Annotated in this window: 18 protein-coding genes; 12 read left to right on the forward strand and 6 right to left on the reverse strand. The window is 44.7% G+C overall.

The annotated features are described in order from the left end of the window. Nucleotides 1-37: 37 nt before the first annotated feature. Both KSP24_RS06040 and KSP24_RS06045 read right to left on the reverse strand, forming a co-directional pair. A complete protein-coding gene (locus KSP24_RS06040) occupies nt 38-853 on the reverse strand; it encodes a flagellar motor protein MotB (RefSeq protein ID WP_216974696.1) in 816 nt (271 codons plus the stop codon). Then, a complete protein-coding gene (locus KSP24_RS06045; RefSeq protein ID WP_016324776.1) occupies nt 837-1,664 on the reverse strand; it encodes a flagellar motor protein in 828 nt (275 codons plus the stop codon). The genes KSP24_RS06040 and KSP24_RS06045 overlap by 17 nt, the downstream gene beginning before the upstream one ends. Before the next feature lie 208 nt (nt 1,665-1,872). Here KSP24_RS06045 and uvrB point away from each other — a divergent pair, with 208 nt between their 5' ends. From uvrB to KSP24_RS06060, 3 genes are all read left to right on the forward strand, one after another. Beyond that, nucleotides 1,873-3,864: an excinuclease ABC subunit UvrB gene (gene uvrB, locus KSP24_RS06050; RefSeq protein WP_013373322.1), complete on the forward strand. Its 1,992-nt coding sequence runs from the start codon at nt 1,873-1,875 to the stop codon at nt 3,862-3,864. A gap of 169 nt (nt 3,865-4,033) precedes the next feature. Further along, nucleotides 4,034-6,895, forward strand: coding sequence for an excinuclease ABC subunit UvrA (uvrA, locus tag KSP24_RS06055; RefSeq protein ID WP_013373321.1), 2,862 nt, complete (start codon nt 4,034-4,036; stop codon nt 6,893-6,895). Between the two features lie 409 nt (nt 6,896-7,304). Continuing rightward, nucleotides 7,305-8,516: a hypothetical protein gene (locus KSP24_RS06060; RefSeq protein WP_216974697.1), complete on the forward strand. Its 1,212-nt coding sequence runs from the start codon at nt 7,305-7,307 to the stop codon at nt 8,514-8,516. 118 nt (nt 8,517-8,634) lie between these two features. On the opposite strand, the gene KSP24_RS06065 is transcribed toward KSP24_RS06060, so the two are convergent. Continuing rightward, nucleotides 8,635-10,260, reverse strand: coding sequence for a nitrite/sulfite reductase (locus KSP24_RS06065; RefSeq protein ID WP_216974698.1), 1,626 nt, complete (start codon nt 10,258-10,260; stop codon nt 8,635-8,637). A 359-nt stretch (nt 10,261-10,619) separates the two neighbouring features. On the opposite strand from KSP24_RS06065, the gene KSP24_RS06070 reads away from it, so the two are divergent. From KSP24_RS06070 to KSP24_RS06085, 4 genes are all read left to right on the forward strand, one after another. Continuing rightward, nucleotides 10,620-11,852 carry a S1C family serine protease gene (locus KSP24_RS06070; RefSeq protein WP_216974699.1) on the forward strand — a complete coding sequence of 411 codons (1,233 nt, stop codon included), beginning with the start codon at nt 10,620-10,622 and terminating at the stop codon, nt 11,850-11,852. Nucleotides 11,853-11,901: 49 nt separating this feature from the next. Then, on the forward strand, nt 11,902-13,815 hold the full coding sequence (locus KSP24_RS06075; protein ID WP_013373317.1) for a stalk domain-containing protein: 1,914 nt from the start codon (nt 11,902-11,904) through the stop codon (nt 13,813-13,815). Between the two features lie 242 nt (nt 13,816-14,057). Next, nucleotides 14,058-14,519 (forward strand): GNAT family N-acetyltransferase, encoded by a 462-nt coding sequence (locus KSP24_RS06080; protein WP_058712203.1) that lies wholly within the window; start codon nt 14,058-14,060, stop codon nt 14,517-14,519. A gap of 433 nt (nt 14,520-14,952) precedes the next feature. After that, entirely contained in the window at nt 14,953-17,463 is a 2,511-nt protein-coding gene (locus KSP24_RS06085) for a U32 family peptidase (protein ID WP_216974700.1), read from the forward strand. 101 nt (nt 17,464-17,564) lie between these two features. Here the strand turns inward: KSP24_RS06085 and KSP24_RS06090 are convergent, their stop codons facing one another. After that, a complete protein-coding gene (locus tag KSP24_RS06090) occupies nt 17,565-18,002 on the reverse strand; it encodes a GtrA family protein (protein WP_330707131.1) in 438 nt (145 codons plus the stop codon). Between the two features lie 13 nt (nt 18,003-18,015). Next, complete coding sequence (locus KSP24_RS06095) at nt 18,016-19,047, reverse strand: glycosyltransferase family 2 protein (protein ID WP_216974702.1); 1,032 nt, start codon at nt 19,045-19,047, stop codon at nt 18,016-18,018. A 187-nt stretch (nt 19,048-19,234) separates the two neighbouring features. On the opposite strand from KSP24_RS06095, the gene galU reads away from it, so the two are divergent. The 4 genes from galU to KSP24_RS25180 all read left to right on the forward strand — a co-directional run bounded on the left by galU (nt 19,235) and on the right by KSP24_RS25180 (nt 21,618). Beyond that, nucleotides 19,235-20,116, forward strand: a complete 882-nt coding sequence (galU, locus tag KSP24_RS06100; RefSeq protein ID WP_216974703.1) for a UTP--glucose-1-phosphate uridylyltransferase GalU — start codon at nt 19,235-19,237, stop codon at nt 20,114-20,116. A gap of 162 nt (nt 20,117-20,278) precedes the next feature. After that, nucleotides 20,279-20,809 carry an HTH domain-containing protein gene (locus KSP24_RS25170; RefSeq protein WP_254207611.1) on the forward strand — a complete coding sequence of 177 codons (531 nt, stop codon included), beginning with the start codon at nt 20,279-20,281 and terminating at the stop codon, nt 20,807-20,809. After that, a complete protein-coding gene (locus KSP24_RS25175; RefSeq protein WP_367949295.1) occupies nt 20,764-21,468 on the forward strand; it encodes an IS3 family transposase in 705 nt (234 codons plus the stop codon). The genes KSP24_RS25170 and KSP24_RS25175 overlap by 46 nt, the downstream gene beginning before the upstream one ends. 39 nt (nt 21,469-21,507) lie before the next feature. Then, on the forward strand, nt 21,508-21,618 hold the full coding sequence (locus KSP24_RS25180; protein WP_254207612.1) for an IS3 family transposase: 111 nt from the start codon (nt 21,508-21,510) through the stop codon (nt 21,616-21,618). Between the two features lie 76 nt (nt 21,619-21,694). Here the strand turns inward: KSP24_RS25180 and KSP24_RS06110 are convergent, their stop codons facing one another. Beyond that, nucleotides 21,695-24,151, reverse strand: a complete 2,457-nt coding sequence (locus KSP24_RS06110) for an O-antigen ligase family protein (protein ID WP_216974704.1) — start codon at nt 24,149-24,151, stop codon at nt 21,695-21,697. A gap of 229 nt (nt 24,152-24,380) precedes the next feature. On the opposite strand from KSP24_RS06110, the gene KSP24_RS06115 reads away from it, so the two are divergent. Then, nucleotides 24,381-26,303, forward strand: a complete 1,923-nt coding sequence (locus KSP24_RS06115; protein ID WP_216974705.1) for a hypothetical protein — start codon at nt 24,381-24,383, stop codon at nt 26,301-26,303. The last annotated feature ends 61 nt before the right edge of the window (nt 26,304-26,364 follow it).

A 26,364-nucleotide genomic window follows, 5' to 3' on the forward strand; every position in this document is an offset into this window, starting at 1 on the left:
ATTCACGTTATTGCGTGACTCGGGAGGTTTTTGGGTTTTACTGCTGCAGCTGCCGCAGCACAGTGATTTCGACACGGCGGTTTTTTTGTCGTCCTGCTTCGGTGCTATTGTCACCAACCGGACGGGTATCTGCATAACCCGCATACTGGAAGCCTGATGGGGATAACTGCTCTCGGTCGATAAAGAACCGGAGTACAGACAGTGCCCGAGCGCCGGAAAGCTCCCAGTTGTCCTTGTAGGTCGACGAGTTAGAGGAACGCGTGAATGGAATGTTGTCCGTATGACCTTCAATGCTAATCGGTGTTTTTAAATCTCGAAATAGACTGGCTAATTTGGATAACGTGTTTGCAGAACCCTGCTTGAGTGCCGCTCTGCCTTGGTCGAATAGAAAGCGGTCATTCAGCGTAATGACAATGCCACGCGGTTGATCGGATACGAAAATCTGGTTTTGTAGCTTGTTGTCTGTAATATATTCCTGAATGACACCCATTAGGTTTTGCAGCTCTTTTTCTTGCTTGCGAAATGCTTGTTCACGCTCGGTGAGCTTGGTTGATCCCGATTCTTTTTTATTAGAGGCCGGTTGCTTCGTCGCGGGTGGATTCTTGCTGGTATAACGATCGGCAGTTCCTGTAATGCCCGAGCCTTGTTCCAAAATAGAATCTCCCTTGTGGAACGTATCCTGGAGGGATTGAACAACGACGTCGTATTTCTTAGCATCCAGACTGCTCATGGCATACATCACGACGAAAAAAATAAGCAGCAGGGTGATCAGATCGGCATAGGTAATCATCCAACGATCTCGTTGGTCTCCGCCGCCACCTTGACGCCCACGGCCCTTAGCGCGCGCTCTCATGGAAATCCTCCTTTGGAGTAGCGCTCTCTGTACGTGAGCGACGAGGCGGTTTGCGATCTATATTTTGCTCTGAGCGGATAAAAAACTCCAACTTCTTGCGTACAAGCTTAGGGTTCTCTCCGTTTTGGATAGCCAGGATACCTTGCAGCAGCAAATCCATCGTAATAATTTCACTTTCACTGGCTGCTCTTATTTTGGACGCGATGGGCAGAAAGATCAGATTGGCGCTAGCAACGCCGTATAATGTTGCGATAAAAGCTACAGCAATCGACGGTCCGAGCGCAGTAGGCTCGGTTAGGCTGCCAAGTACATGGATCAGACCCATGACCGTACCGATAATCCCCATCGTAGGGGCATAGCCGCCTGCCGATTCAAATATTTTGGCGTACCCCTCATGTTTGTGCCCAATAGCATCTAACTCTAGTTCTAAAATTTGCTTGATCTGTTCCTGTTCAGTGCCGTCAATGACTAGTTGAAGACCTTCCCGCAAAAATGCATTCGGATGCTCTGATGATATGCGTTCTAGCGCAAGCACACCGGATCGGCGGGAGGTGGCTGCCATGGAAACCAAATCTTCTATATATTGCTCCGTTGGATTGTCCTCACGACTAAAAGCCATCCGCAGAGCGGTGGGTATAGTCTTCAGCTTGGAGGCAGGGTAGCTGATCACAACGGCGGCGAAAGTTCCGCCGAATACGATCAGAGCTGATGTACCTTGAAGCAGCCCTGTGAATTCTCCGCCTTCCCACAAGAAGCCACCGATTAATGCTATGATTCCGGCGATGATGCCCAATACGATGGTGATATCCAAAATTCAATTCACTCCTATTCAAGACTTATCGTTTGCATCCGCGGTAAGAAAGAGGTATAATACGGGAACAAACATTCTTATTCAACCATATTTCCCAAGTATCATTGCTCGGGAAATATCGACATAGAATTACAGGTAAAGACGTTAAAGCTCGATTGGTGTAAAAACATGATGTTTCCATTTTAGACGATAAGGGTGATGCAGGGCAATGAGTGATATCGTTGTTAGCGATAAGACTTTTGAAATTCAGTCGGAATTCCAACCTCAAGGCGATCAACCCCAGGCCATTTTTGAATTGGTAGAAGGAATTGCAGAAGGAAAGAAGCATCAAACTCTGTTGGGTGCTACGGGAACAGGTAAGACGTATACCATCGCTCAAACCATTGCCAAGCTGAATCGGCCTACACTGGTTATTGCGCATAACAAGACCTTGGCTGCTCAACTGGCAAGTGAGTTTAAAGAATTTTTCCCAAACAACTCAGTTGATTATTTTGTCAGCTACTATGATTACTACCAACCGGAAGCGTACATCCCTTCTTCCGATACGTATATTGAGAAGGATTCCAGCATCAATGAGGAGATTGATAAACTTCGCCACTCAGCCACAAGCTCTCTGTTTGAGCGTCGTGACGTTATTATTGTAGCGAGTGTCTCTTGCATTTATGGTTTGGGTTCCCCGAAAGAATATTCAAGCTTGCTGCTCTCGCTTAGAGTCGGCATGGAGAAACCCCGCAATCAGATTTTGTCCCGCCTGGTCGATATTCAATATCAGCGGAACGATATCAACTTCGTGCGGGGTACTTTCCGTGTACGGGGGGATGTTGTTGAGATATTCCCGGCTTCCCATGGAGAAAATGCAATACGGGTAGAATTGTTCGGAGATGAAATTGAACGAATTACTGAGATTAATGTGCTTACAGGTGAATTGATCGGTGAACGTGAACATATCGCTATTTTCCCGGCATCTCACTTTGTTACTCATGAGGATACGATGAGGGTAGCATTGGTTAACATTGAACGTGAGCTAGAAGAGCGGTTAGCAGAGCTGAAGGAACAAGGGAAGCTGTTAGAGGCGCAACGTTTGGAGCAACGTACCCGCTATGATATCGAGATGATGAGAGAGGTTGGCTTTTGTTCCGGTGTCGAAAACTACTCGGGTCCACTGACATTCCGCGAGCGCGGAGCGACACCATATACTCTTTTGGATTACTTTCCAGATGATATGCTGATCGTCATCGACGAATCTCATGTTACATTGCCGCAGATTCGTGCGATGTATAACGGGGACCAAGCGCGTAAAAATGTGCTGGTTGAACATGGTTTCCGTTTGCCATCTGCCTTGGATAACCGTCCGCTGAAGTTCGAAGAGTTCGAGGACAAAGTGAATCAGATTATCTATGTATCTGCTACTCCAGGCCCGTATGAGATGGAAAAATGCGATACGATGGTGCAGCAGATTATCCGTCCTACCGGTCTCCTTGATCCTATTATTGAGGTGCGTCCGAGCAAAGGGCAGATTGACGATCTCATTAATGAGATACGGCAGCGCATAGAGCGTGAAGAACGGGTACTGGTCACCACACTCACGAAGAAAATGGCTGAAGATTTGACTGACTACTTAAAAGAAGTGGGCATCAAGGTTCGATATATGCACTCCGAGATTAAGACTTTGGAGCGGATGGCCATTTTGCGGGATCTTCGTCTGGGAACCTTCGATGTGCTGATCGGGATCAACCTGTTGCGGGAAGGTCTCGATTTGCCGGAAGTATCGCTGGTTGCGATTTTGGATGCGGACAAAGAAGGCTTCCTGCGTTCTGAGCGCTCTCTGATTCAGACGATCGGGCGGGCAGCACGGAATAGTGACGGACGTGTTATTATGTATGGCGATAAGATTACCGATTCTATGGATAAAGCGATCAAGGAGACGGAACGTCGCCGTGCGATTCAAATTCAATACAATGAAGAACATGGAATTACCCCGCAAACCATCCGTAAAAAGATTCGTGATGTCATTGAAGCAACCAAGACGGCAGAGTCCAAAAATGATTACCTTCCTAATGAGACGGGTAAACTTTCCAAGAAGGAGCGTCAATCCCTCATTCAGCGCCTAGAAGCAGAAATGAAGGACGCGGCCAAGAATCTACAATTCGAACGGGCCGCCGAGTTGCGTGATGCTTTGCTGGAGTTGCGGGCAGATTAAACATCGGGAATAAGCTATAAGCAAAACATATTGATAATAAAATGTTTGATTGCTTTTAAGAAATAGTGAGGACGGCCGACGTGGTCGTTCTCTTTGCGATATATCACTTCCATCGGATAATCCAATGCGATATAGGATGACGTGAATTACGGCTAAGGAGATGAAACATTTGGCGAATGAAAGCATCATCATCAAAGGCGCACGCGCGCATAATCTCAAAAATATTGACGTGACGATTCCACGGGACAAGTTCGTCGTCCTGACGGGGCTTAGCGGCTCAGGTAAATCATCACTGGCTTTCGATACGATCTATGCAGAAGGACAGCGGCGGTATGTGGAATCATTATCTGCGTATGCCCGTCAATTCCTCGGGCAAATGGAGAAACCGGACGTCGATTCGATTGACGGCCTGTCTCCTGCCATTTCCATTGACCAAAAAACGACAAGTCGGAATCCTCGTTCTACGGTCGGAACAGTTACAGAAATCTATGATTACTTGCGGTTGTTATTTGCCCGAGTAGGTCATCCTCATTGTCCTGAACATGGCATTGAAATCACTTCACAGACCGTCGAACAGATGGTAGACCGCATTTTGCAGTATCCTGAAAAGACGCGGCTGCAAATCCTGGCTCCATTGGTCTCCGGTCGCAAAGGTGAGCATAAAACACTGTTCACTGATATAGCCAAGCAGGGCTTTGTACGGGTACGTGTGAATGGCGAACTGCGTGAATTGTCCGAGAAGATTGAACTGGAGAAGAACAAGAAGCACTCGATTGAAGTGGTCGTAGACCGGATCGTAGTCAAGGAAGATGTACGTGCGCGTCTGTCCGACTCTATTGAGACGGCACTGAATCTTTCAGGCGGACAGTTGCTTGTAGATATTATAGGGCAAGAGGAGTTGCGATTTAGCTCCAACTTTGCGTGTCCGATTTGCGGTTTTAGCATAGATGAGCTATCTCCACGGATGTTTTCTTTTAATAGTCCGTTCGGCGCTTGTCCAGATTGTGATGGGTTAGGAGTTAAAATGGTCGTTGACCCTGATCTGCTCATACCTGATCCAGAAAAAAGTATAGAAGATGGGGCGTTCCAGGCATGGAGTGGAGGAACTTCCACTTATTATCCTCAATTTTTACAGTCCGTATGCGAACACTACGGTATTCCGCAGGACATTCCTGTAAGCCAATTGACGTCAGAACAAATGAATCTTATTTTGCACGGAACAGGTGACCAGAAGATCCGTTTCCGCTATGAAAATGATTTTGGTCAACGTAAGGAAGCCTATGTGACCTTTGAAGGCATTATCCCGAATTTGGAGCGTCGTTACCGTGATACCGCTTCTGAGGGAATACGTGAATTTATTGAAGGCTTTATGAGTGCAAAGCCATGTAACACCTGTAAGGGGCACCGACTGAAAAAAGAAAGCCTGTCGGTAACCATTCAAGAGCGCAATATCGCTTATGTGACAGCTTTGTCTGTCGGGGAGGCTTCTCACTTTTTCCATACACTGGAGCTGAGTGAGAAAGAGCAGTCGATTGCCAATCTCATTTTAAAGGAAATTAACAGCCGACTGGGATTCCTCGTGAACGTTGGTCTGGAATACCTGACTTTAAGCCGTGCAGCAGGTACATTGTCCGGCGGGGAGGCACAACGTATCCGATTGGCGACACAGATCGGGTCCAGTCTGATGGGTGTGCTTTATATTTTGGACGAGCCAAGTATTGGGCTGCATCAGCGAGATAATGATCGTCTGATTAGTGCTTTGGAACATATGCGGAATCTGGGCAATACGCTGATCGTGGTGGAGCATGACGAAGATACGATGATGGCGGCGGACTATATCATTGACATTGGGCCAGGAGCCGGAATCCATGGCGGGATGATCATGTCGCAGGGGACTCCACAGGAAGTTATGGAAGATCCGAATTCCCTGACCGGGCAATATTTGAGCGGTCGCAAGTTTATTCCGGTCAATACCGAGCGGCGCAAGCCTGCGGATAAGTGGCTGGAGATTCGCGGAGCCAAGGAGAACAATCTCAAAAATGTGAATGTCAAAATCCCATTGGGTGTTTTCACGGCTGTCACTGGCGTATCCGGGTCTGGAAAATCGACGCTGGTCAACGAAATTTTGTACAAAACGTTGGCGCGTGATCTGAACCGTGCGAGAGTACGCCCAGGTCAACATAAAGAAATTCGCGGGCTAGAGCATATCGAAAAGGTTGTTGAGATCGATCAATCGCCAATCGGCCGTACACCGCGTTCCAATCCTGCAACTTATACAGGTGTGTTCGATGATATCCGTGACTTATTCTCGCAGACGAACGAGGCTAAGGTTCGAGGCTACAAGAAAGGCCGGTTTAGTTTTAACGTTAAGGGAGGCCGATGTGAATCTTGCAGAGGCGACGGGATCATCAAGATTGAGATGCACTTTTTGCCTGATGTGTACGTACCATGCGAAGTGTGCAAAGGCAAACGCTATAATCGGGAGACCCTTGAGGTTAAGTATAAAGGGAAGAGTATTGCTGATGTGCTGGAGATGACGGTAGAGGATGCGACAGCATTTTTTGAAAATATCCCGAAGATTCATCGCAAGATTCAGACGCTGATGGATGTAGGTTTGGGGTATATCAAGCTGGGTCAACCAGCGACTACCTTGTCTGGTGGTGAAGCACAGCGTGTGAAGCTGGCTTCCGAATTGTATCGTCGCAGCACAGGCAAAACCATTTATATTTTGGATGAGCCGACAACTGGTCTGCATGTTCACGATATTGACCGATTATTGACCGTGTTGCATCGTTTGGTCGATTCAGGCGAAACCGTACTGGTTATTGAGCATAATCTAGATGTAATTAAAACAGCAGATTTCCTGATTGATCTGGGGCCCGAAGGTGGAAGCGGCGGTGGAACGATCTTGGCTACCGGGACACCAGAACAACTTGTAAAAGTCGAGGAATCCTATACAGGCCGATACTTAAAGCCGATCCTTGAACGGGATACACAGCGCAGTCAAGCGCTTCAGACCGTCGATCTATAGATACAGTTTTAACGTACGTTGTGAAAGCCCTGCACAGACAGGAAGGCAGAATACAAATTAGCGTATTTGTGCCTTCCCGTTGGCAGGGTTTATTTTTTTTGTAAAAAAAGAAAACTTTTATTAAATTCCTGCGTTAAAGCATGTGACACATAGTTTACCAAGCGCTGGAATAATAAATCTATAGGTATATTCTTCGATAGAAAGTCTCTGAGTAATCTCTACATTTTAGAGTTTTGGATGTTTAGGCTCGGGCTTGAAGAGGTTAATATATAACTTATGATTATCTAGCATCATACGAAGTTCCGTGCCCACGTGACAACCATTACTAGTTGAAGCGACCGTTTATAGTTAAATTGCATCTAAGGTTTATATCACATCTCTGAGGAAGTCATGAAGGGAGCTGGAACGTTTGAAGATTAAGCAAAGTAGAGTTCTACGTAAACGTGTATACTCATGGGCAGCAGGAGTCGCTTTAGCGGCATGGTTGTTGGGTTATAGTGCCGTACCGGCCTATGCATCCGAGGTGTCCGAGGCGTATGCGCCCAAACAAGCCGAGATCGAAACTAGTGCAGCGATTGGCAGTATTAAGGATTCCGAGAGCGCTCACAATTACATTCAGCCCGCAGCAAAGGGCGGGTTCTTAATGCTGAACGTCGAAGACGATACAGAAGCAAGTGTAGTACACGTCACGTATGGCAAGCTGGACAGTTCTCTGGAGACGGTATGGAAACACCAGCAAGACCTGAGCGTACAGCCGGGAACAAGCAGCAGGGGAGTCCAGCGGGAGACGTCGGATGGTGGCTTGCTGTTTCTGCTTGATTATACCCAACCGAACGGAATGCGAGATGTGCAGGCTTCACGATTGGATGCGGATGGAAACCCCCAGTGGTCCAAAACGTTATCCACTGACGGTTTGATATCCTATGGGCAGAATTCTCAGGTAGGATTGGAGCCACTGGAGGATGGTAGTTTTCTAGTGTCCTCGCTGAACCCTGTGGAGCAGTCCTTCACTGTACTCAAATACACTGAAACTGGCGATATACAATGGAATCGAACGACAAACGGAGTGACCTCGGGTTGGCTGGTCGGCAATCACAATGGATATTATGCGCTATTGAACAGCTCAGATGGTCCCGTGGGAGTACAAGCCGATGTGTATGGTCGCAATATCCGTGATGTCCATCTGGACTTAGGATCAGGTAAAGAAATTGCCGCGGTACATGAGTTGTCTAGCGGTCATATTGCTGTAACAGGGCTTAAAGGAAACAGCAAACGCACCCAGGTGTTAAGTAATGGTCTGCAATTGTTTAGTAACACAGAGGACTATGCGGCTGACCGGGTATATCTGCCCGAGGAGCAGTTGTACGTCCAGTTCAGTGATCAATATGACCCACTGGGTAAAACCACGAAGATGCATGGCATCACTATCACAGGCTTAAAAGGAAACGGTACGAAGGTATGGGAAACGAAGACTCATTATAAGGAAGATAACTCCTTCGGCATCCGATATGATACGGGATTGATATATAAGATACCTTCAGGCTACGCGGTGGTGACATCTACAACAGGCGCTCATAAGCCAATAGTACTCGATTTTGCGAAAATATTGATACCGGAGTAATCCGGTGTCTTTTTTTATGCAATCAAAGAAGTAGGAAGTAGGTATGGCGCTGGTTTATGGCATAAGAAACAGCCTGCTTGTATATAAAATACAAGCAGGCTGTTAATGGACTTAATGTCTAGGATGCAACGTGGCTGGACTGTAAAATGGCGGACAGCTTTTCCTGGAAAGACGGAATGCCTACACGCTGTACATACGCATAAAAGCTTTCGCCAGCAATCCTATTTTCCTTGTAGAACAGAATAAGCTCTGCCAATACAGGACCAATCTGGTCCCCACGTACGCGGCCTTTGAGTGTCTTGTTGAACTGGGCACCAGCTCCAAGCGCCCCGCCAACAGCGATGTCGAACGCGTCAACCATGCCTTCAGGTGTCTTAAGGAGCGAGCCTTGCAGTCCAATATCCGCAATATGCTTTTGACCGCAGGAATTCGGGCAGCCGATGAAATGGATGCGCACCTTTTCATCCAATTGTACGTGCTGATCCAAATACTCGGCAACGTCAACCGCTCGCTTTTTCGTTTCCACAATCGCCAGATTGCAAAATTCATTTCCTGTGCACGATACCGTACGGCTCATAAAATGCTTGGGCTGTGGTGTCAGGCGTTGCAGCACAGGAGCTTTCAGTAGCTCATCTACTTGGTCATCCGGCACACCGCTCAGCAAAATATTTTGCGACATCGTGGTACGAATCTGTCCATCGCCGTAGCGATCAGCCAGGTCGGCCAGTTCGTGCAACTCGTCAGCACTGAGGCGACCAACAGGTACGTTCAGACCGACATAGTTCAGACCTTCTTGGGCTTGGGGATGTATACCGTCAAAATAGGCGGCTTGCCACCCAATGGTTTTATCTTCACCTCGTCCTGGCATTTCGCCAGTGTACTCGGTAAGCTTGGCTAGAAATTTGTCCGGGCCCCAATCGGCAATGAGGAATTTCAGACGGGCATGGTGCCGTTTTTCCCGATAGCCGTAATCACGGAAGATGGTTGTGACAGCAATAGCAACCTTCAGCACTTCCTCAGGACGGACAAACAAGTCCAGCGGATGTGCCAAATGCGGCTTGGCAGATAATCCACCGCCAACCATCACATGGAAACCAACCACTTCTTTTCCGTCAAGGATCTTGGTTGCCGGAGTGAAGGACAGGTCGTTAATTTCAGCCTGTGCATTGTTGTAGGTATTACTGGAGATGGACATTTTGTATTTGCGCGGAAGATTGGAAAAGTCACGATTTAATAAGAAAAAGCGGTTTACTTCATCTACAATCTCCTGAGTATCCACCAGTTCATTAGGATCAATGCCAGCCAGCGGATTGCCGACAATGGTACGCGGGCAGTCCCCACAGGCTTCAAAGGAATACAAACCAACCTTTTCCAAACGTTCGAAAATATCCGGCAAGCTTTCAACGGTCAGCCAGTGAAATTGAATCGCCTGACGGGTGGTGACATCCACCAAGCCGCGCCCGTACAGCGCGGAGATGTCCGCTAAGGCACGTGCCTGTGCTGAAGTCATAATCCCTGTATTGATGCGGACGCGCATCATGAAATGGCCATCCTTGGGTTTTTGCTGGTAAACCCCGGCCCATTTGAATCGGTCCATATCGTCCGCAGAGATCGAGTCATAGCCTTTGTGCGCATAGCTTTCGATGATAGTACGTATAACGTCGAGACCGTCTTTTTCCAGCTTGACTAACTCAAACTTGTTAAGCTTATCGGGATGAGCGTTCCAGATTGGTTCATAGGCCATCCTTTTAACCTCCTTCAGGTGTCTTATTTATACTTGAGATGTTAGATATAGAACTCACGATTTTATTTTTATTTCCGACAATATAACTAAGATATAATGTGATGGTATCATAGTTGGTTATGCCCGTAAACGAAGGAATGGTCTAAAAGGTATAACGATTTTTTATTGTTTTTGCTTATTTTTTTGATATAAGGATTTGGAAAATTTATAATATAAATAGCATGAGAGGATAGGGATGCAGCAAACGGCGCTTTTTTAGAAAAAGATAGGGCTTAAAGCGATTGTATGCGTGTCCCCTCTATGGTAGATTTGGACTAACTGATAGAGCAGGGTCATGTTAGAGAGGAAATGGTGAGTATATGCGTAAGATGGGGAAAAGGGTGGCTGTGTTGGCTTTGGGCAGCGCTCTATGTGTTTCTGGAACGGCAGGTGCAGCCAGCAGTGGAACTGCGTTAAAGGCCAAGGTCATTAATGGTGGGGTCTATGTTAACGTAAGGGATATGAATAAAGCATTAGGAACCAGCGGCGCGTATAACAGCGCAAATGGTACATATACGTTATCGGCCGATCGTGTGCCACAGGTCGTTAAAAATGTTTCTCCTTCTGTAGTCGGTATCATTGGCCGTTCAGCGACAGGAGAGACCGTAGCAGGGGGAGACCGATACAACCTGGCTCACGGCACGGGTGTCATCATTCGGGCAGATGGATGGATTGTTACGAATGCGCATGTTATCGAAGGATTAGGTGATGCCGTAGTTGTAACCTCGGACGGAAAATCTTACGGAATCATCGACAGCTACAGCGATCCGATCAGTGATTTGGCGTTGATTAAAATTAAGGCAAGCGGCCTTAAGCCTGCTACCTTTGCAGCTTCTACGAACAGTTTACAGGTAGGCGAGCAGGTAGTGGCTATCGGTACGCCGATCTCTTTCTCACTTCGTAACTCGGCAACCTCAGGTGTTGTTAGCGGGCTGAACCGTGGTGTCAACGCTGCTTATCGTCTGATCCAAAGTGATACCGCGATCAACCCTGGTAACAGCGGTGGTCCGCTGGTCAACCTCAAGGGCGAGGTCATCGGGATTAATACAATGAAATTCTCAGCGGTCGGAATTGAAAATATGGGTTTTTCGATTCCGGCAGATACAGTGAAATATGTCATCAATCAATTTTTCAAATATGGCGAGGTTCGGCGTGCTAGTCTTGGCTTAGGGCTCGAAGAGAGCTGGTCAGCTATCGTCGGATTGCCTACCGAGGATCCTTTGAAAGTCACGAAAATCACTTCAGCCAATGCCGTACAGGCCAAAATCAAGGAAGGCGATGAGCTGTATAGTATTAACGGCAAGCGTGTAGCCTCTGCCATTGATGTCAATGAGCTGCTTAAAAACTATCAACCAGGGCAAACGGTGAGTGTACTTATGCAATCGGACGGTGATATTGTAAAGCGCAAGCTGGTACTGACACAGGATAATGGTGAAATTTATGATTCCATTCAGTCTGGAGAAGATCTTGAGGATTCGAATGAATCAGGAGCTACTGTAGATGACGGCATAGCGCCTTCGAAAGAAGCATCAGATTCAGCTACGGGAAAATGAACGATAACGGCTCATGAATCTATAAAATAAAGCTAAAGGGAGATTTACTGTGAAGCATATGCAAAGAAAAATGATGCGTAAGCTGGGGGTCGGCGCTGTCGCATTGTCCCTTCTGCTTACCGCTTTACCAGCAGTTGCAGCAGATCAAGATAAAAACATATTGGAATTGCGGCTGCAAAGTGGCAGCAATACAGCCATCGTGAACGGTCAAAATGCGAATATTACGAAGCCCTATTCCAAAAGTGGTGCACTGATGGTTCCGGCTGGTGTGTTTAAAAAGGCATTTAACAGCAAAATTCGCCTAGCTGAAGATAATGTGGTCAAGATCACCAGCGGCACTCACGTCGTATCGCTGACAATTGGTAGTCGTACAGCCTGGGTGAGGGGCCACAAGGTGACACTTCCGGCTCCGCCAGAAATGTCATCAGGGATCCTCATGGTGCCTTTGCGTCAAGTAGCAGAAGGGCTTGGCGGTAAGATGGAGAAGAATGGCGCAGGAATCATCATTCGGATGCAAGCCCAAGAAGAGGCGGGTACGGTAGCTGAAGAAACACCGAACATTGATAATGATGAGGGCAAGACGCAGATCGGGAACAGTTACTACGATTGGTCCATGAACTATCCAACAGGACTCGTCATCGGTCAGGGAGGTGGAGATGAGAGCATTTCCACATTTATGGACGAGAACAGTGCATACTATATGGAAGTACACACAGCAATACAACCGGTTCCATTGAATGCAGACGATCTGCTGCAACAATTGGTGCAGGCAGCTAAGGAAACAGGAGAAACTGTGGTGGATCGAAAATCCTTCCCGAAAGCGAAAGTGCCTTATGCTCGTGTTATTACGAAGGATGGGGACGGCGTACTATGGGAAAATCGTCAGTACTATGACAATGGACGACTGTATGTAATATATTTTTCCGATGCTAAAGCAACGAACTATAAAGATCTGGCCCAGTATGCCGGACTGCTGAACTCCTTTAAAACCTCTTTTAACGCACAGGATAAAAGTATTAAAGACTTGTCCACTGTTGTCGGAGGCACACGCGAGGCCGGGAACCCAGACTATGGTGTGTCACTCAAAATACCGGCAGGCTGGAAAATGGACGACCAGCGAATGCAATATGAAAGCAATGACGGATCAAGCTTCAACATGAAAGTCACCTCAGCTCCTGCGGATGGAAAATTGGAGAACTGGGGTCAGCAGCTGCAAAAATGGCTGAGCGATTCATTTGTGTCCACTGCTTATGAGGCACAAAAGACATATCCGCTGGAAGTTGCAGGCGTTCAGGGATTAGTGCAGGAGTACCGCTATAATTTTGGAGATGAATGGGTCAAAGAGTACAATGTGCTGATTCAGCAAAATGGATACCGCTACCTGGCTGAATATGCAGTGCCTGAAAAAGTAAGCAAGGGAAATGACCAGTTCAACGCGATCATCTCCTCGCTTCAAATTGATTTTCAAACGGTAGCAAATAACTTTGGACAATTGGAAGAGGATGACTACCTGGCGGACAAAACGAAAACGATTAAAAAGACGTCTAAAGCATATGAATATACAGTGAATATCCCACGCTATTGGACCGCGGTTAGCGATCAATTTGAATTGGGAGATATAGAGTATCAATTTACCGGAGGACGTTTTTCCATCAAAATCGACAACGACCAATCCTTTGAATTAACGGTGTCTCAGCTTAAGGACTTCTATGATAAGCAAGCCAAGAACTATAAAAACCTCAAAGTAGAGGAAGTGAAGGACGTAACGTTTGCTGGAGTTCCAGCAGTGTCCTTTACATTCCACCGTGTAGAGGAAGGTATCGGTTATACAGGTCGCCAAATCGTTTTGGAGCATAACGGCAAAACCTACACCGTGACAACAACATTAAACGATGCGAACAACACAGCGGCACAGTCTAATGCACTAGATTCGACGCTGAATTCGTTTCATTTTGTGAAGTAGAGGGTGTGGGGAAAAGATTAGTGAGTTGTAGTCGGTAGAGGCTACGCGTACCATTTGATCCTACGATCGCTGTTGACCCGGGATTCTTGGATTATATAAGGATTTAATAGTAAGAATCCCGGGTCAAAGGCGAACGCTGGCGCTTCTTCGGATTCAAATGGCCCGCTTCGCTGGCGCCCGCCAAATATCCCCAATCTTTTAAAGAGTGAAGTAAGCAGGGGAGAGCGAAGATGTCGGACTAAATGTATAGGAGGAATCCGAACATAATTACGCTAAAGGCAGTCGACAAAAGTAATTGGGAAGAATGTGCTGAACTTCAACCGAACCCTGAGCAACAAAGGTTCATGGTATCTAACCTTTACTCAATTGCAGAATGTCAGTTTTTAGATGGATTTTTATCTAAAGCAATTTATAATGATGACGTATTGATTGGCTTTACGATGTTTGGTTTAGACCCGGATGACGGAAACTACTGGGTTTACCGATTTATGATTGACGAAAGATTTCAAGGTCGAGGTCATGGTTACCATGCAATGTTGCTGGTTATCGACGAAATCAGGAAAGCCAGTGATAGGACTGATGTTATCATGATTGGATATAAACCAGACAATGAACTAGCTAGAAAGCTATACAGAAAATCTGGTTTCAGGGAGGAAGGAATATCACCCTGGGGAGAAATGCTTGCGAAGTATAGGTTTGCTTAGTTAATGATATGATGACGCACCTCCAAAGCACCGCTAACCCGGATTGGAGGTGTTTTTGTGCTTTTAGTATTATATTTTTAAAGGAATCGCTTGGAAAGTGTAGAAGCTTGGGGCGCAGTCTGGTACACTAGATTAGTTACAAGATAAGAATGATTTCTGCCGCAGATGTTTGTGATGCGGATTTTTTGAGTTGGATGCGATTCATGCGGAGGACCAATGGTTCAGCGTGTGAATGATCGGACAAGATGATAGAGACAGATAGGACTTAATAATATGATTCTTAGTAAGTTCCCATTCCCCTGACTGAACATAACCAGCTTTGGAATGAGTGGATGGAACGTTCTTGAGATGACCAAGTAAGCAGCATAGCTGCCCTGAAAACAACGAGATTCAATGAGGGGTCATTCGTTTTCAGCATATAGGGAGGGCAATAATGAAATCAGCAGTACGAAGAGAAGATGTCGAGCTTCTGGCACCAGCAGGTGACTGGGATTGTATGCGTGCAGCGGTAGCGAACGGAGCCGATGCGATCTTTTTTGGGGTGGAAAAATTCAACGCACGAGCACGGGCGAATAATTTTCGCATGGATGAACTGCCCGAGATTATGGCTTTTTTGCATAGCTACGGGGTTAAGGGCTTTTTGACATTCAATATACTGGTATTTGAAAACGAGCTGGAGGACGCTAAAGAGCTGGTTGATGCCTGTATTGATGCCGGAGTCGATGCCCTAATTGTTCAGGATATGGGTTTGGTGAAAATGATCCGCGACATTTCACCGGATTTCCCGATCCATGGTTCTACCCAAATGACGATCACCTCGCCGGAGGCTGTAGAATTCACAAAGCCGTACAACATGGAACGGGTTGTGCTGGGTCGTGAAAATAATCTAAAACAGATTCAAAAAATTGGCGATCAAGCGAGACTTCCGATGGAAGTATTCGTGCATGGAGCGTTATGCGTATCTTATTCAGGCCAATGCCTGACTTCAGAAATGTGGGGCGGACGCTCTGCAAACCGTGGTGAGTGTGCACAGGCATGCCGTTTGCCTTACGATTTGATGGTGGATGGAGAGCAAAAGCCGATGGCCGATGTGACATACCTGCTATCCCCCAAGGATTTGGCGGCCATTGATTTGATGCCAGAACTGATTGATGCCGGGGTGGTTTCCTTTAAAATTGAAGGGCGACTGAAAACGCCTGAGTATGTAGCGAATGTGGTTAGCAAATATCGCAAGGCCATTGACAAGTATTTTGATGGCGATACGTCCAAGACGAGCAAAGAAGATATCCGCGAGCTGCAGCAGAGCTTTTCACGCGGCTTTACGCACGGTTTTCTGGAAGGAACGAATAACAAAAAGCTGGTGGACGGTACGTTCCCGAAAAGCCGGGGCGTGTACCTGGGCCGAGTGGAACAAATCCTTCGTGATGGGGTAGTATGCCGCATCGATGCCCCGCTCAAGCGTGGCGATGGTATTGTATTTGATGCAGGAGATCCTACGCAAAAAGAAGAAGGCGGACGTGTATACGATATCCGCCGCAAGGGTGTGAAGATTGAAGGCGAAGCCGGAGAAGGCTGGATCGTTGACATCGTAGCAGGACGCAATGATGTGGATCTGCGCCGTGTGCACGTAGGCGATCGTATTTGGAAGACCAACGACCCGGCGCTGGACAAGCGTCTGCGCCAGTCGTACGAAACCGAAAAGCCGTACCGAGTTTTCCCGGTACATGTGCGGGTCAGCGGCTCCCCAGGACAGCCGCTTTCAACGTGGTGGACCGATGTGCAGAAGGGCACAACGGTCCGCGTGGACTCCGAGCTGGAGCTTGAAATCGCCCAGAAGCGTCCGATGACGCACGAACTGCTCGAAGAGCAATTCGGCCGACTGGGCGGAACAGTGTTCCAGCTGGAAGAGCTGGACGTCCAGCTGCATGGAGACGTCATCGTGCCCATGCGCGAGCTGAACAGCATCCGCCGTCAGGCGGTGGAACTGCTCGCGGGCGAACGCCCCAAACCACCCGTATACACGAAACGGGCGGTAGAGGTGTATGGCGATGCCTCGGCTCCGGCATCGTCTGTGGCATGCGGTCAGGCAGAGCTGACCGCGCTGTGCCGCAGCCTCCCTCAGGTGGAGGCTGCGCTTGAGGCCGGTGTGGAGTTCATCTACGCCGACTTCGAGTTCATCAAGCAATTCCCGGCAGCTGTAGAGGCTGTGCACGGCGCTGGGCGCCGAATTGCGTTGGTGACTCCGCGTATTCACATGCCGGGCGAAAATGGATATCACAACAATATCCTGCGCCTGAAACCGGATGCTGTGCTGGTGCGCAATCCGGGAGCCTTGTATTTTTACATGCGTCATCGCTTGGAGAACCCGGATGCACATCATCCGCAATTGATTGGCGACTTCTCGCTAAATATCGCCAACCATAAAGCGGCTGATCTATTCCTGGATTCCGGCTGTGACCTGGTAACACCGTCGTATGACCTGAACATCCAACAGATGGTCGATATGCTGGGACGTACACGTACCGACAAGCTGGAGATCGTCATCCAGCAGCATTTGCCGATGTTCCATACCGAACACTGCGTATATTGTACCTTTATGAGTGAAGGCACAGACTACACCAACTGTGGTCGTCCGTGTGAGGATCATCGCGCATCCCTGCGTGATCGTATTGGGATGTCTCACCCGGTTCGCGTGGACGAAGGATGCCGTAATACAGTGTATAACGCGATTGAGCAATCAGGCGCGGAATACCTGTCTAACTTCCTAGAATTAGGCGTATCCCGTTACCGCGTGGAATTTTTGGAGGAGACGCCGGAGCAAGTTCATGAGGTTATTGATCTCTATAACCGTGCCTTGCGCGGAGAAATCAGCGGAACACAAGTATGGAAGACGCTAAAAGCGACGAATCAGCTAGGGGTTACACGTGGGCAACTGGTGAAGTAAAAAGTGCTATAGAAAAACAAAAAATAGGGGATGTGCTTTGACAGCACATCCCCTATTTTTATCTGTTAGTTTATTTAAACTATGAATGAAACCTCAGATTGTTATACTTTTTGGGCTCTTGTCTTTTTGGAAAAAACAATGAACTTTTGTCCGATATAATTAATTAAAGTATAAAAAACATTCCCGATTAGAATGGACACGTTGCCTAGAACCTCATTGTTTTTAATACTCAAACTTGAGATCAGGAAGTGACTGAGTAGATAGCTCAGACAATACGACAGTATATAGCATATCAATATAATAGAGATGAACTTCCAAATGGTCTGCCCATGGCTTGCATCATTTTTGAAAGTAAATCTCTTATTTAAGAAATAGCTTACAGTGGCGCCTACAGAATTACCAATAAAGGTCGATAACCAGTAGTTAGTCCCTAAAATATTGAAGAGCAAGAACATGACGGACATGCCGCATATTGTATTTAGAACACCTACGACAAGAAAACGGAAAAAACTATTCTGAAATAAAGTCAAATTAGTCACCTGTTCGCATCTGTTATTGGACCGCCACAGCTTCCCTTTCCCTATTATTCACTTTCTTTGTGTTTTCAGTATCTAAGGTGCTCTGGGACTCTAATATAGTCTCAATAATATATTTAGGTCTTTGTTTTACTTCTTTATATATTTTACCGATATATTCGCCAATGAGTCCGAGTGCGACGAGTTGTAGACCGCCTATGAACCAGATGGATAACATTAAAGAAGACCAGCCCCAAACGGTGGTGCCAAGGAACTTGCTAATAAGGGTATAGGCAGCTATTAATAGGCTTATGCCAAACATTCCAAAACCCACAGCCGAAATAAGCCGTATCGGGGTTACGCTAAACGAGGTGATTCCATCGAAAGCAAAAGCGAGCATTTTCTTTAAAGGATATTTGGATTCACCTGCAAAGCGTTCGTGTCGATCGTAATACACTTCAGTAGACTTATAACCTATTAACGGAACTAGACCACGTAAAAAGAGATTTACCTCTTTAAAGTTGCTTAATTCCTGGAGAACTCTTTTGCTCATTAAACGGTAATCCGCATGATTGTATACGATATTGACGCCCATTTTACTCATCACACGATAGAAGCCTTGGGCTGTTGAACGCTTGAAAAATGTATCGGTAGTTCTACTTTTTCGCACCCCATACACGATGTCATAACCTTCTTTGAATTTTATTATGAATTCTCGGATGGCATTGAGATCATCCTGAAGGTCAGCGTCAACGGATATCACACAATCTGAGGTTTCTTTAGCTTCCATTAACCCAGATAATAGAGCGTTTTGATGGCCCGCATTTTTCGCCAATTTGAGACCACTGACAAAAGGATTTTTTAGATTATATGATGCTATGATGTCCCATGTTTGATCACGGCTACCATCATCAACAAACAACATTTTACTATGTTTAGAAATGAGCTCGCTCTCAGCCAACTCTTCCAGAATGACCGTAAGTCTGCTTATGGTTTCAGGTAGTACTTCTTCTTCGTTATAGCAGGGAATAACTAATGTTAAAACAGGGTTACTGATTATTGAATCCAAAGAACTCTCTCCTCAAATTTTGGCTTATCTGGTACTCAAATTTCTATCTTTTTTAGTCTATAATATGGTTTACTTAAATTATATAACAATGCGATGACTAAGTGCTATAATAAACTATTAGCAATTTCCAAACGTTACTCAAACTATTGAATAATTTAGTAAGATTTGTCGAAAAGGAGTTTTACCTATGAAAATCCGTAAAGCAATTATTCCTGCTGCGGGATTAGGAACCCGGTTCCTTCCTGCTACGAAAGCGATGCCTAAAGAGATGCTTCCCATTGTAGACAAACCAACAATTCAATATATCATTGAAGAAGCTGTTGCATCTGGTATTGAAGATATTATTATCGTTACTGGTAAAGGCAAGAGGGCAATAGAGGATCATTTTGACTACTCCTTCGAGCTGGAGCATAATTTGACCTCGAAGGAAAAATGGAACCTGCTTAATGAAGTGCGCAAACCATCAGAGATGGCAGATATCCACTATATCCGTCAAAAGGAGCCTAAAGGGTTGGGGCATGCCATCTGGTGTGCTCGTAAGTTTATCGGTGACGAACCTTTTGCTGTCCTTTTAGGAGATGACATTGTTGAATCTGAGAATCCATGTCTCAAACAAATGATTGATGTGTTTGATGAGTATCAGCGTTCCGTTGTAGGTGTAAAACAAGTCGATTGGAACGAGGTACATCGTTACGGGATTGTTGAAGGCCACGCACTTACTTCCAAAATCTCTGAGGCGGAACGATTGGTAGAAAAGCCAAAGAAGGAAGAAGCTAAATCCAATTTGGCGATCATGGGACGTTATATCTTGACACCTGATATTTTCGATATCCTGGGTCAGCAATCCGCAGGAGTAGGCGGGGAGATTCAGTTAACGGATGCATTGTCCAAGCTGGGAGAAAAGGGCCCGATCCTAGCCTATGAATTTGATGGCAACCGCCATGACGTTGGCGAGAAGCTGGGATTCATTGAAACGACCATTCATTATGCTCTACAGCATAATGAGATTAAGGATGAAGTACTGGCTTATATGAGACAGGTTATTGAAGAAATTGACCAACAAAAATAAACATCTCGCTAAACCCAACTATGCTTCCTCAATGTAAAAAAAGGACTGTCAGGTGATGTAAAATGAACTGTGACCCGTAAGATGGACACTTTGAAAAAAGTGCCCTCTTACGGGTCTTTTGTGTTTTAATCAGATTATAAAAGTTTGTGGGGATGAAGAATTATGAGAAAAATCAGACGAGTTTTTACGGAGCAAGAGATCAAGGCGCTGGAGTCAAATCCATCCGTTCTTCGCGTATCAGAGAAGAATATCACGTATTCTCCTGCCTTTAAGATTGCAGCCGTACAGGCCAATCAAGCAGGGCATACACCCACGGAAATCTTCGTACAGGCAGGATTTAACGTCGAACTCATTGGACAGGAGACGCCAAAAAGATGTCTGGATCGTTGGCGAAAAACATATGCTTCTTCAGGTGATGCGGGGCTGCTGGAAGAGCGTAGGGGGAAGGGAAGCTCAGGAAGACCGGCTAGTCGTGAGCCATCGGCTGAGGAAAAACTCCGTCTTGCTGAGGCACGTATCAAGCTTTTGGAAGCCGAGAATGAACTCTTAAAAAAGCTAGAAGCGCTCGAAAGGCACAAAGACAACAATGAATTACTAGCGTCTTCCGAGCGCTTTCAGCTCATCAATCAATTTGTTCGTAAACATGGATTGAGACGTGTGATTCGCGCTATCTTTGTAAGCTTGCTGAGGTAAGTACGAGCGGGTACTATCGCTGGTGTGCGGCAGAAAAACATCGCCAGCTTCGAGAAGCTGCCGATGAACGAGACTTTTTACTGCTGAAGGCGCACTTTGATGTACTTCGAGGGAAGGCTGGCGCGCTGGTCATCAAGATGAGGTTAGAACGTCTTCATGGAATCGTTATGAATCACAAGAAAATTCGCCGTTTGATGCGGAAATTCAAACTCGTTGCTGTGATTCGTCAAGCGAATCCCTATCGTAAAATGGCTAAAGCCACACAAGAGCAGCGCACCTGCCCGAACCTCCTGAAGCGTCGGTTTGACCATGGAGAGCCTGAAAGGGTATTGCTAACCGACATTACTTATATGCATTATGGAAATGGCCAGCGGGCTTATTTGTCCTGTGTAAAGGATGGTGCAACAAAAGAAATCTTAGCTCACTATCTGTCCTCTTCTTTGAAATTGTCTCTTGTCCAACGAACACTGAAGCGACTGCTTAACCGTTTAGACGGGGAAGTCCATCCGGAGGCTATCTTTCACTCTGATCAGGGATTCCATTACACACATCCTGAGGTTCGTTCCATGATCGCTAAGGCTGGCTTTAACCAATCGATGTCACGCAAAGGAAACTGTTGGGATAATGCTTCTATGGAGACGTTCTTCGGGCATATGTAGGATGAATTAGAGTTCAGGGATTGCTCATGCCTACAAGAGTTGCGAGTTCGTGTCAACGAATACATCACTTATTACAATACCGAACGGTTCCAATGGACATTAAAAAAGATGACTCCTGATGAATACAGAAGTCATCTCATTGCTGCTTGATGAATAGGGACCCTTTTCAAAAGGACCCACAAATGGGGTCACAGTTCAAAATCATCTGACAGTCTTTTTCTTCTTACTATTTCTCCGATTTCAACTGAGCAATTTGCTCTTTTTCCTTCGGATCAGCCTTAATCAGCTTATCGTACAAAGCTTTGTCATCTTGTCCCTGCTGCTGTAGGGCAGCAACGTAATAGCGAGCAACCTCACGATTCGTAGCATCGCTTAAGTCGTCCTTTAAGCCGTTTTTGAGGATGCTTGCAGCCTCAGCAGGCTTACCTGACATGAACTCAATTTTGCCAGTACTGAGTGTAATACCTGGAGTTAATTCAAAAGTACGTGGCAACTCAATTTCAGGTGGAAGCGTCTTAATATGGGCTACCCTATCCAAAACCTGTTGATAAGCAGCAAGACCTGCTTGGAAAAACATCTGTTCTTTGGTGGTGTCTTTTTGCTCACGTGCCTTATTGCCAATAGTGTAAGCTTGGGTAATCAACATATTGTACCAGTCATTGTCCCAGTTAAAGTTGGAAATGTTATTTTCCAAAATACTGAAGGCTTGCTCATTCTCACCTTTTGCTCGTAAAAGGTTAACTTTGGAGTTTAACATGGTTTTATTATACGGTTCTGCCTTCAGGCCCGTATTAAGTACCTCTATTGCCGCGTTATAAAATTCCTCTTTTTTCGTTTGATCATACACATTCTTGTACAGTGCAGCCAGTCTTATTACCGAATCCGGATGTGTAGGGCGAAGCTCCAAATCTTTATTAATAGCACTTTGAATTTCTTCAAATGATGTGCTTACCGCCATAATCTGTGTGGCATATGTAGCAGCGTTGGCCGATTGCACGAAGCGGAGACCTGCAAAAAGCAACACAATGCTTAGTATGCTGATGGCTGCACTATACATGATTCGAAATGCAGAAGCACTCATGGACAGGCGTTTAAGCGGTTTGCTGTCCATAGCAGCGGCCATACCACCAAGACTCATAAATACCAGTACGCCCATAAACACGTAACTCAGATTAAAGTCCAGCAAGCTATGAAGTAAGATCGAGAGTGCCAAAATGAGATATAGGAAGTGAGAATCCCGTTCTTCATCATTTTGTCTAATATAGCTGCGAATATATTTGTAGAAAATATATATGATGAATGACATTAAAATTACAAAACCGAAGATGCCTACTTCAACCAGGTACTGCATGAAAAAGTTATGGGCCTGGCGGCTGCTATAAGGATAATCCTGGTATTTTTCGTACAAGGTAGCCCATCCGCCACCACCGCTTCCAATAATAGGGTGATCTTTAATCGATTTGGCAGCATCCTGATAGAATACGAGTCGTTCCAGTACACTATGCTGGCGGAAATTGATATTTTCCAACCGAACCTGTACATTCTCCGGCAGTACGCTACGCAAGCCAGTTCCAATAAACAGAAAAGCCAGCAAGCCAATCACCACAACTGATCCGACAGGCAACCACAGGTTGGATAATTTTCGTGAGCTCCACCCTTTGAGAGCATTCTCCAGCTTTGGTGCCAGATAACGTTCAACAAGCCACAGTATGACAGCTACAGCCAGGGAGACTCCAATAAGTAATCCCCATCCTTTGGCCGCCTCTCCACCGTTGTAGGTCTTATTGAGTTGTAATCCCATATTTGTAATCGGGGCCAAAATAGAAATTGACGCTACACCAGCAATGGCGCAATGTAAAATCCATATAATTTGGCGTGCAGGTTTAAGGAAAAGCAAGAGCAGCACGAACACGACAGGTAGCATAACCAGACCGCCCCGTGACAAAGTCAGAAATAGCGAGACCAGAATAGGCACCAACATGAAGCCATGAATAGCCTTTCCATACCATAGTTTTGATTTCATCAGACAGAAAACGGCAGCGAACAGGAAAGCCATTAGAAAGGCCGCATATGTATTCGCATATTGAAATACTGATGTTAGCCGGAGACCATTTGTATCTGTCATAACTGCATTGGTATAGCGATACTGATACACATATTGGCTAAACCAGCCTACCATCTTGCCGGCAAGTCCCCACTGTCCGAACCAGTTAATGAAGCCAAAACCTACGATGATATAAGCAACAGTCATAATCAGGTTGTGAATAATCTTATTGCCTAAACGATCCTGGAGTAGATAGATTGAAATGATAAACAGCGCAGCATATATGCATTGTACCACCACCATATTCATGGCCAGGTAATGCGAAGCTGCTGACGTCAGTGAAAGCACATAGGTCATAGGAAGCAGTAATACTAGTACAGCTAGCCAATCCCTTTGCTCTTCTAGCTTGAATTTTTTATAATAGGTTACGATTCCTAAAATTAATAGAATCGTGCTGATGATCAAAGCCCAATACAGAGGCTTCTCAAAGTCGAGCATTTGACCATTAAAAAGTGCAGCCTGGAAGGGGGCCCAAGCTAAGAACAAAATCATGCCAACAACTAACACCCAAAACATAGCCGGCCTTTTATCGTCACGGGTCGACGTTTTGGCCTGTTTCCCGTATACTGGATTCGACAAGGTTTACGATCTCCTTTTCTTGTAGATACGTCAATATTTTAGCATACCCTTTTAAAAGGAACCAGTTCACTATTAAAAATAGAGTAAACTAGTTTGACAAAAAAAGAACATACTATTAGTTAATTGTATTTGTAAAAGTAAGAATTGTATAAGGTGATAATGAAGTCGCTAATAATATGATCCCAAAGGTCTGAATACTCGTAATAAAATGTTGGAGGTAATTATAAAAATGCACTGTGCTACAAATAAAGTTTTAAAGTTTTTTCAGAGTGGAATAGATCGTACATGGATCACCATTTATTTAGTAGTCTTACTAATAGGGATGCTTTTAATTAACTCTACAATTAATCCTCTATGGATAGGTTTTATTAACTTATTTATATTTTTATTTCCTGTCTATTATCTGGTTTTCAGAATAATTAGGAAATTACTCTCTCCTGAACATATTCAAAAGATTTTTGATAAAAAAGTGATTATTAGCATCGTCATGATTTATACCTTAATTGGTTTATTTGTTGTGTCTTATAATTCCCAAGAAAGATTTGTTTATTTCTGGGATTTTTCTGGTTATTGGACTACCACAATAAGTTATACGGATATGTGGTTTAGTTCTCCAATAGATGCTATTACTAAAATTTATGCAAGTATTTTAAAGGATGAGTATAATGTAGTTCCTCAAGTACCATTAGTTTTGTTATTAAAATTGCTAGGTGCATCATTTCCAATGTTCACATTAAGCATATATATAGCATATGTTATTCCTTTTTTTTCATTGATGGGTGCTATGATTTTAAGAGTTATTTCTGATAATAATAAAGAAATTTCATCTAAAATTGTTATATTAATAATATCCTCTATAGCTTTGGTTACTTCAATTATTCAGCCTGTATTATCTGGTTATTTAGACTCAGCTGGTTTAATTGCTTGTATATTTATTACAGGAATTGTTTATTTAAGAGAAAAAAATCAAGTAAGGACTATTCCTTTCTATTTTACAATGATCTTCTTTTTAATCGGTCTGGCGTTTATTCGTAGGTGGTATGCTTATTGGATTCTAGGTTTCTTTATAGCTTATGGTTTAATTATCGTATACAGACTCATGTTTTCAAAAGGGGAAGAAAGAAAAAGAGCAATAGTATCTTTAAGGGATATATTTCTGATTGGGCTAAGCTGTTTAGTTATTTTGCTAGTAGGCTTTAGAGAATTTTTTACAAGAAGTTTGTATACAAACTATCAAGATCTTTATTCCGCCTATCAGAGCGGGGGATTACCTCATAATATTGAATTGTTGTTACAAAATTTTGGATGTTTAACATTAACAATATTAATTATAGGAATTATAGAGGGGTGGATAAGAAATAAAAAATTAAGGCCCTTTATATTCGGTTTAGTTATACAAATGGTTATCTCTTTTTACTTATTCGTGAGAGTACAATCTATGGGACAACAGCACTATTATATACTAGTGCCAAGTTTGACAGTTTTGTTTGCCTTGGGTATATTCAGTTTGACAAAATTGTCTGGTCGAGACTGGTATAAGATTATTGTGTCTTGCTTAATAATGATATTATTAATAGGTAATTTTTCACATTCTTTCATTAGTCAGCAGCTCCCTTTGTTAAAGAATTTCAATTGGATATATACTTCTAACCAAACATATCCAAAAGTTAGAACTGACTTAGAGCAGCTAAGATTAATTTCTTCATACTTAAATGAACTGTCTCGAAACGAAAGACCTATTTATGTGATATCAAGTTCCTTTATTTTTAATGATGATATTTTAAGGAAATTATCTATGCCTGATAATCTTAATCCTGTCCCTTCACTAATAGGTGTCAGTCATGTTGATAAAAGGGATGGATTACCCAAAGGATTCTTACAAGCAGAGGTAGTAGTTGTTGCTGATCCAATTCAATATCATCTAAATCCTGATGACCAAAGAGTAATTGGAGAACTTGCCAAGCCATTCTTACACAATACAGGTATAGGGAAATCTTTTGTTTTGAGGGAATCTTTCACTATTTCTGAAGGCATAAAAGTCAATGTTTATGAGAAAAAAGAGGCCTTAAAAGAAAATGATGTATTAGCTTTGGAAGAAAAATTTCAGGAATGGTATCCTACTTTAAAAGAGAAATTTAAGTTCGAAGATTAACTAGTTAAGAGACAGTGGTCGGCTGCCAATTTATTTAATTCCATGAGGATTGGGAAAAAGG

This window comes from Paenibacillus sp. AK121, from assembly GCF_019042715.1.
In the GTDB taxonomy this organism is placed as follows: domain Bacteria; phylum Bacillota; class Bacilli; order Paenibacillales; family Paenibacillaceae; genus Paenibacillus; species Paenibacillus polymyxa_C.

Excerpts from the sequence above, each read along its gene's own strand:
- KSP24_RS06085 (WP_216974700.1), top strand. The coding sequence starts at position 14,953 with ATGAAATCAGCAGTACGAAGAGAAGATGTCGAGCTTCTGGCACCAGCA.
- KSP24_RS06070 (WP_216974699.1), top strand. The coding sequence starts at position 10,620 with ATGCGTAAGATGGGGAAAAGGGTGGCTGTGTTGGCTTTGGGCAGCGCT.
- KSP24_RS06115 (WP_216974705.1), top strand. The coding sequence starts at position 24,381 with ATGCACTGTGCTACAAATAAAGTTTTAAAGTTTTTTCAGAGTGGAATA.
- KSP24_RS25170 (WP_254207611.1), top strand. The coding sequence starts at position 20,279 with ATGAGAAAAATCAGACGAGTTTTTACGGAGCAAGAGATCAAGGCGCTG.
- KSP24_RS06040 (WP_216974696.1), bottom strand. The coding sequence starts at position 853 with ATGAGAGCGCGCGCTAAGGGCCGTGGGCGTCAAGGTGGCGGCGGAGAC.
- KSP24_RS06065 (WP_216974698.1), bottom strand. The coding sequence starts at position 10,260 with ATGGCCTATGAACCAATCTGGAACGCTCATCCCGATAAGCTTAACAAG.
- KSP24_RS06080 (WP_058712203.1), top strand. The coding sequence starts at position 14,058 with ATGTATAGGAGGAATCCGAACATAATTACGCTAAAGGCAGTCGACAAA.
- galU (WP_216974703.1), top strand. The coding sequence starts at position 19,235 with ATGAAAATCCGTAAAGCAATTATTCCTGCTGCGGGATTAGGAACCCGG.
- uvrB (WP_013373322.1), top strand. The coding sequence starts at position 1,873 with ATGAGTGATATCGTTGTTAGCGATAAGACTTTTGAAATTCAGTCGGAA.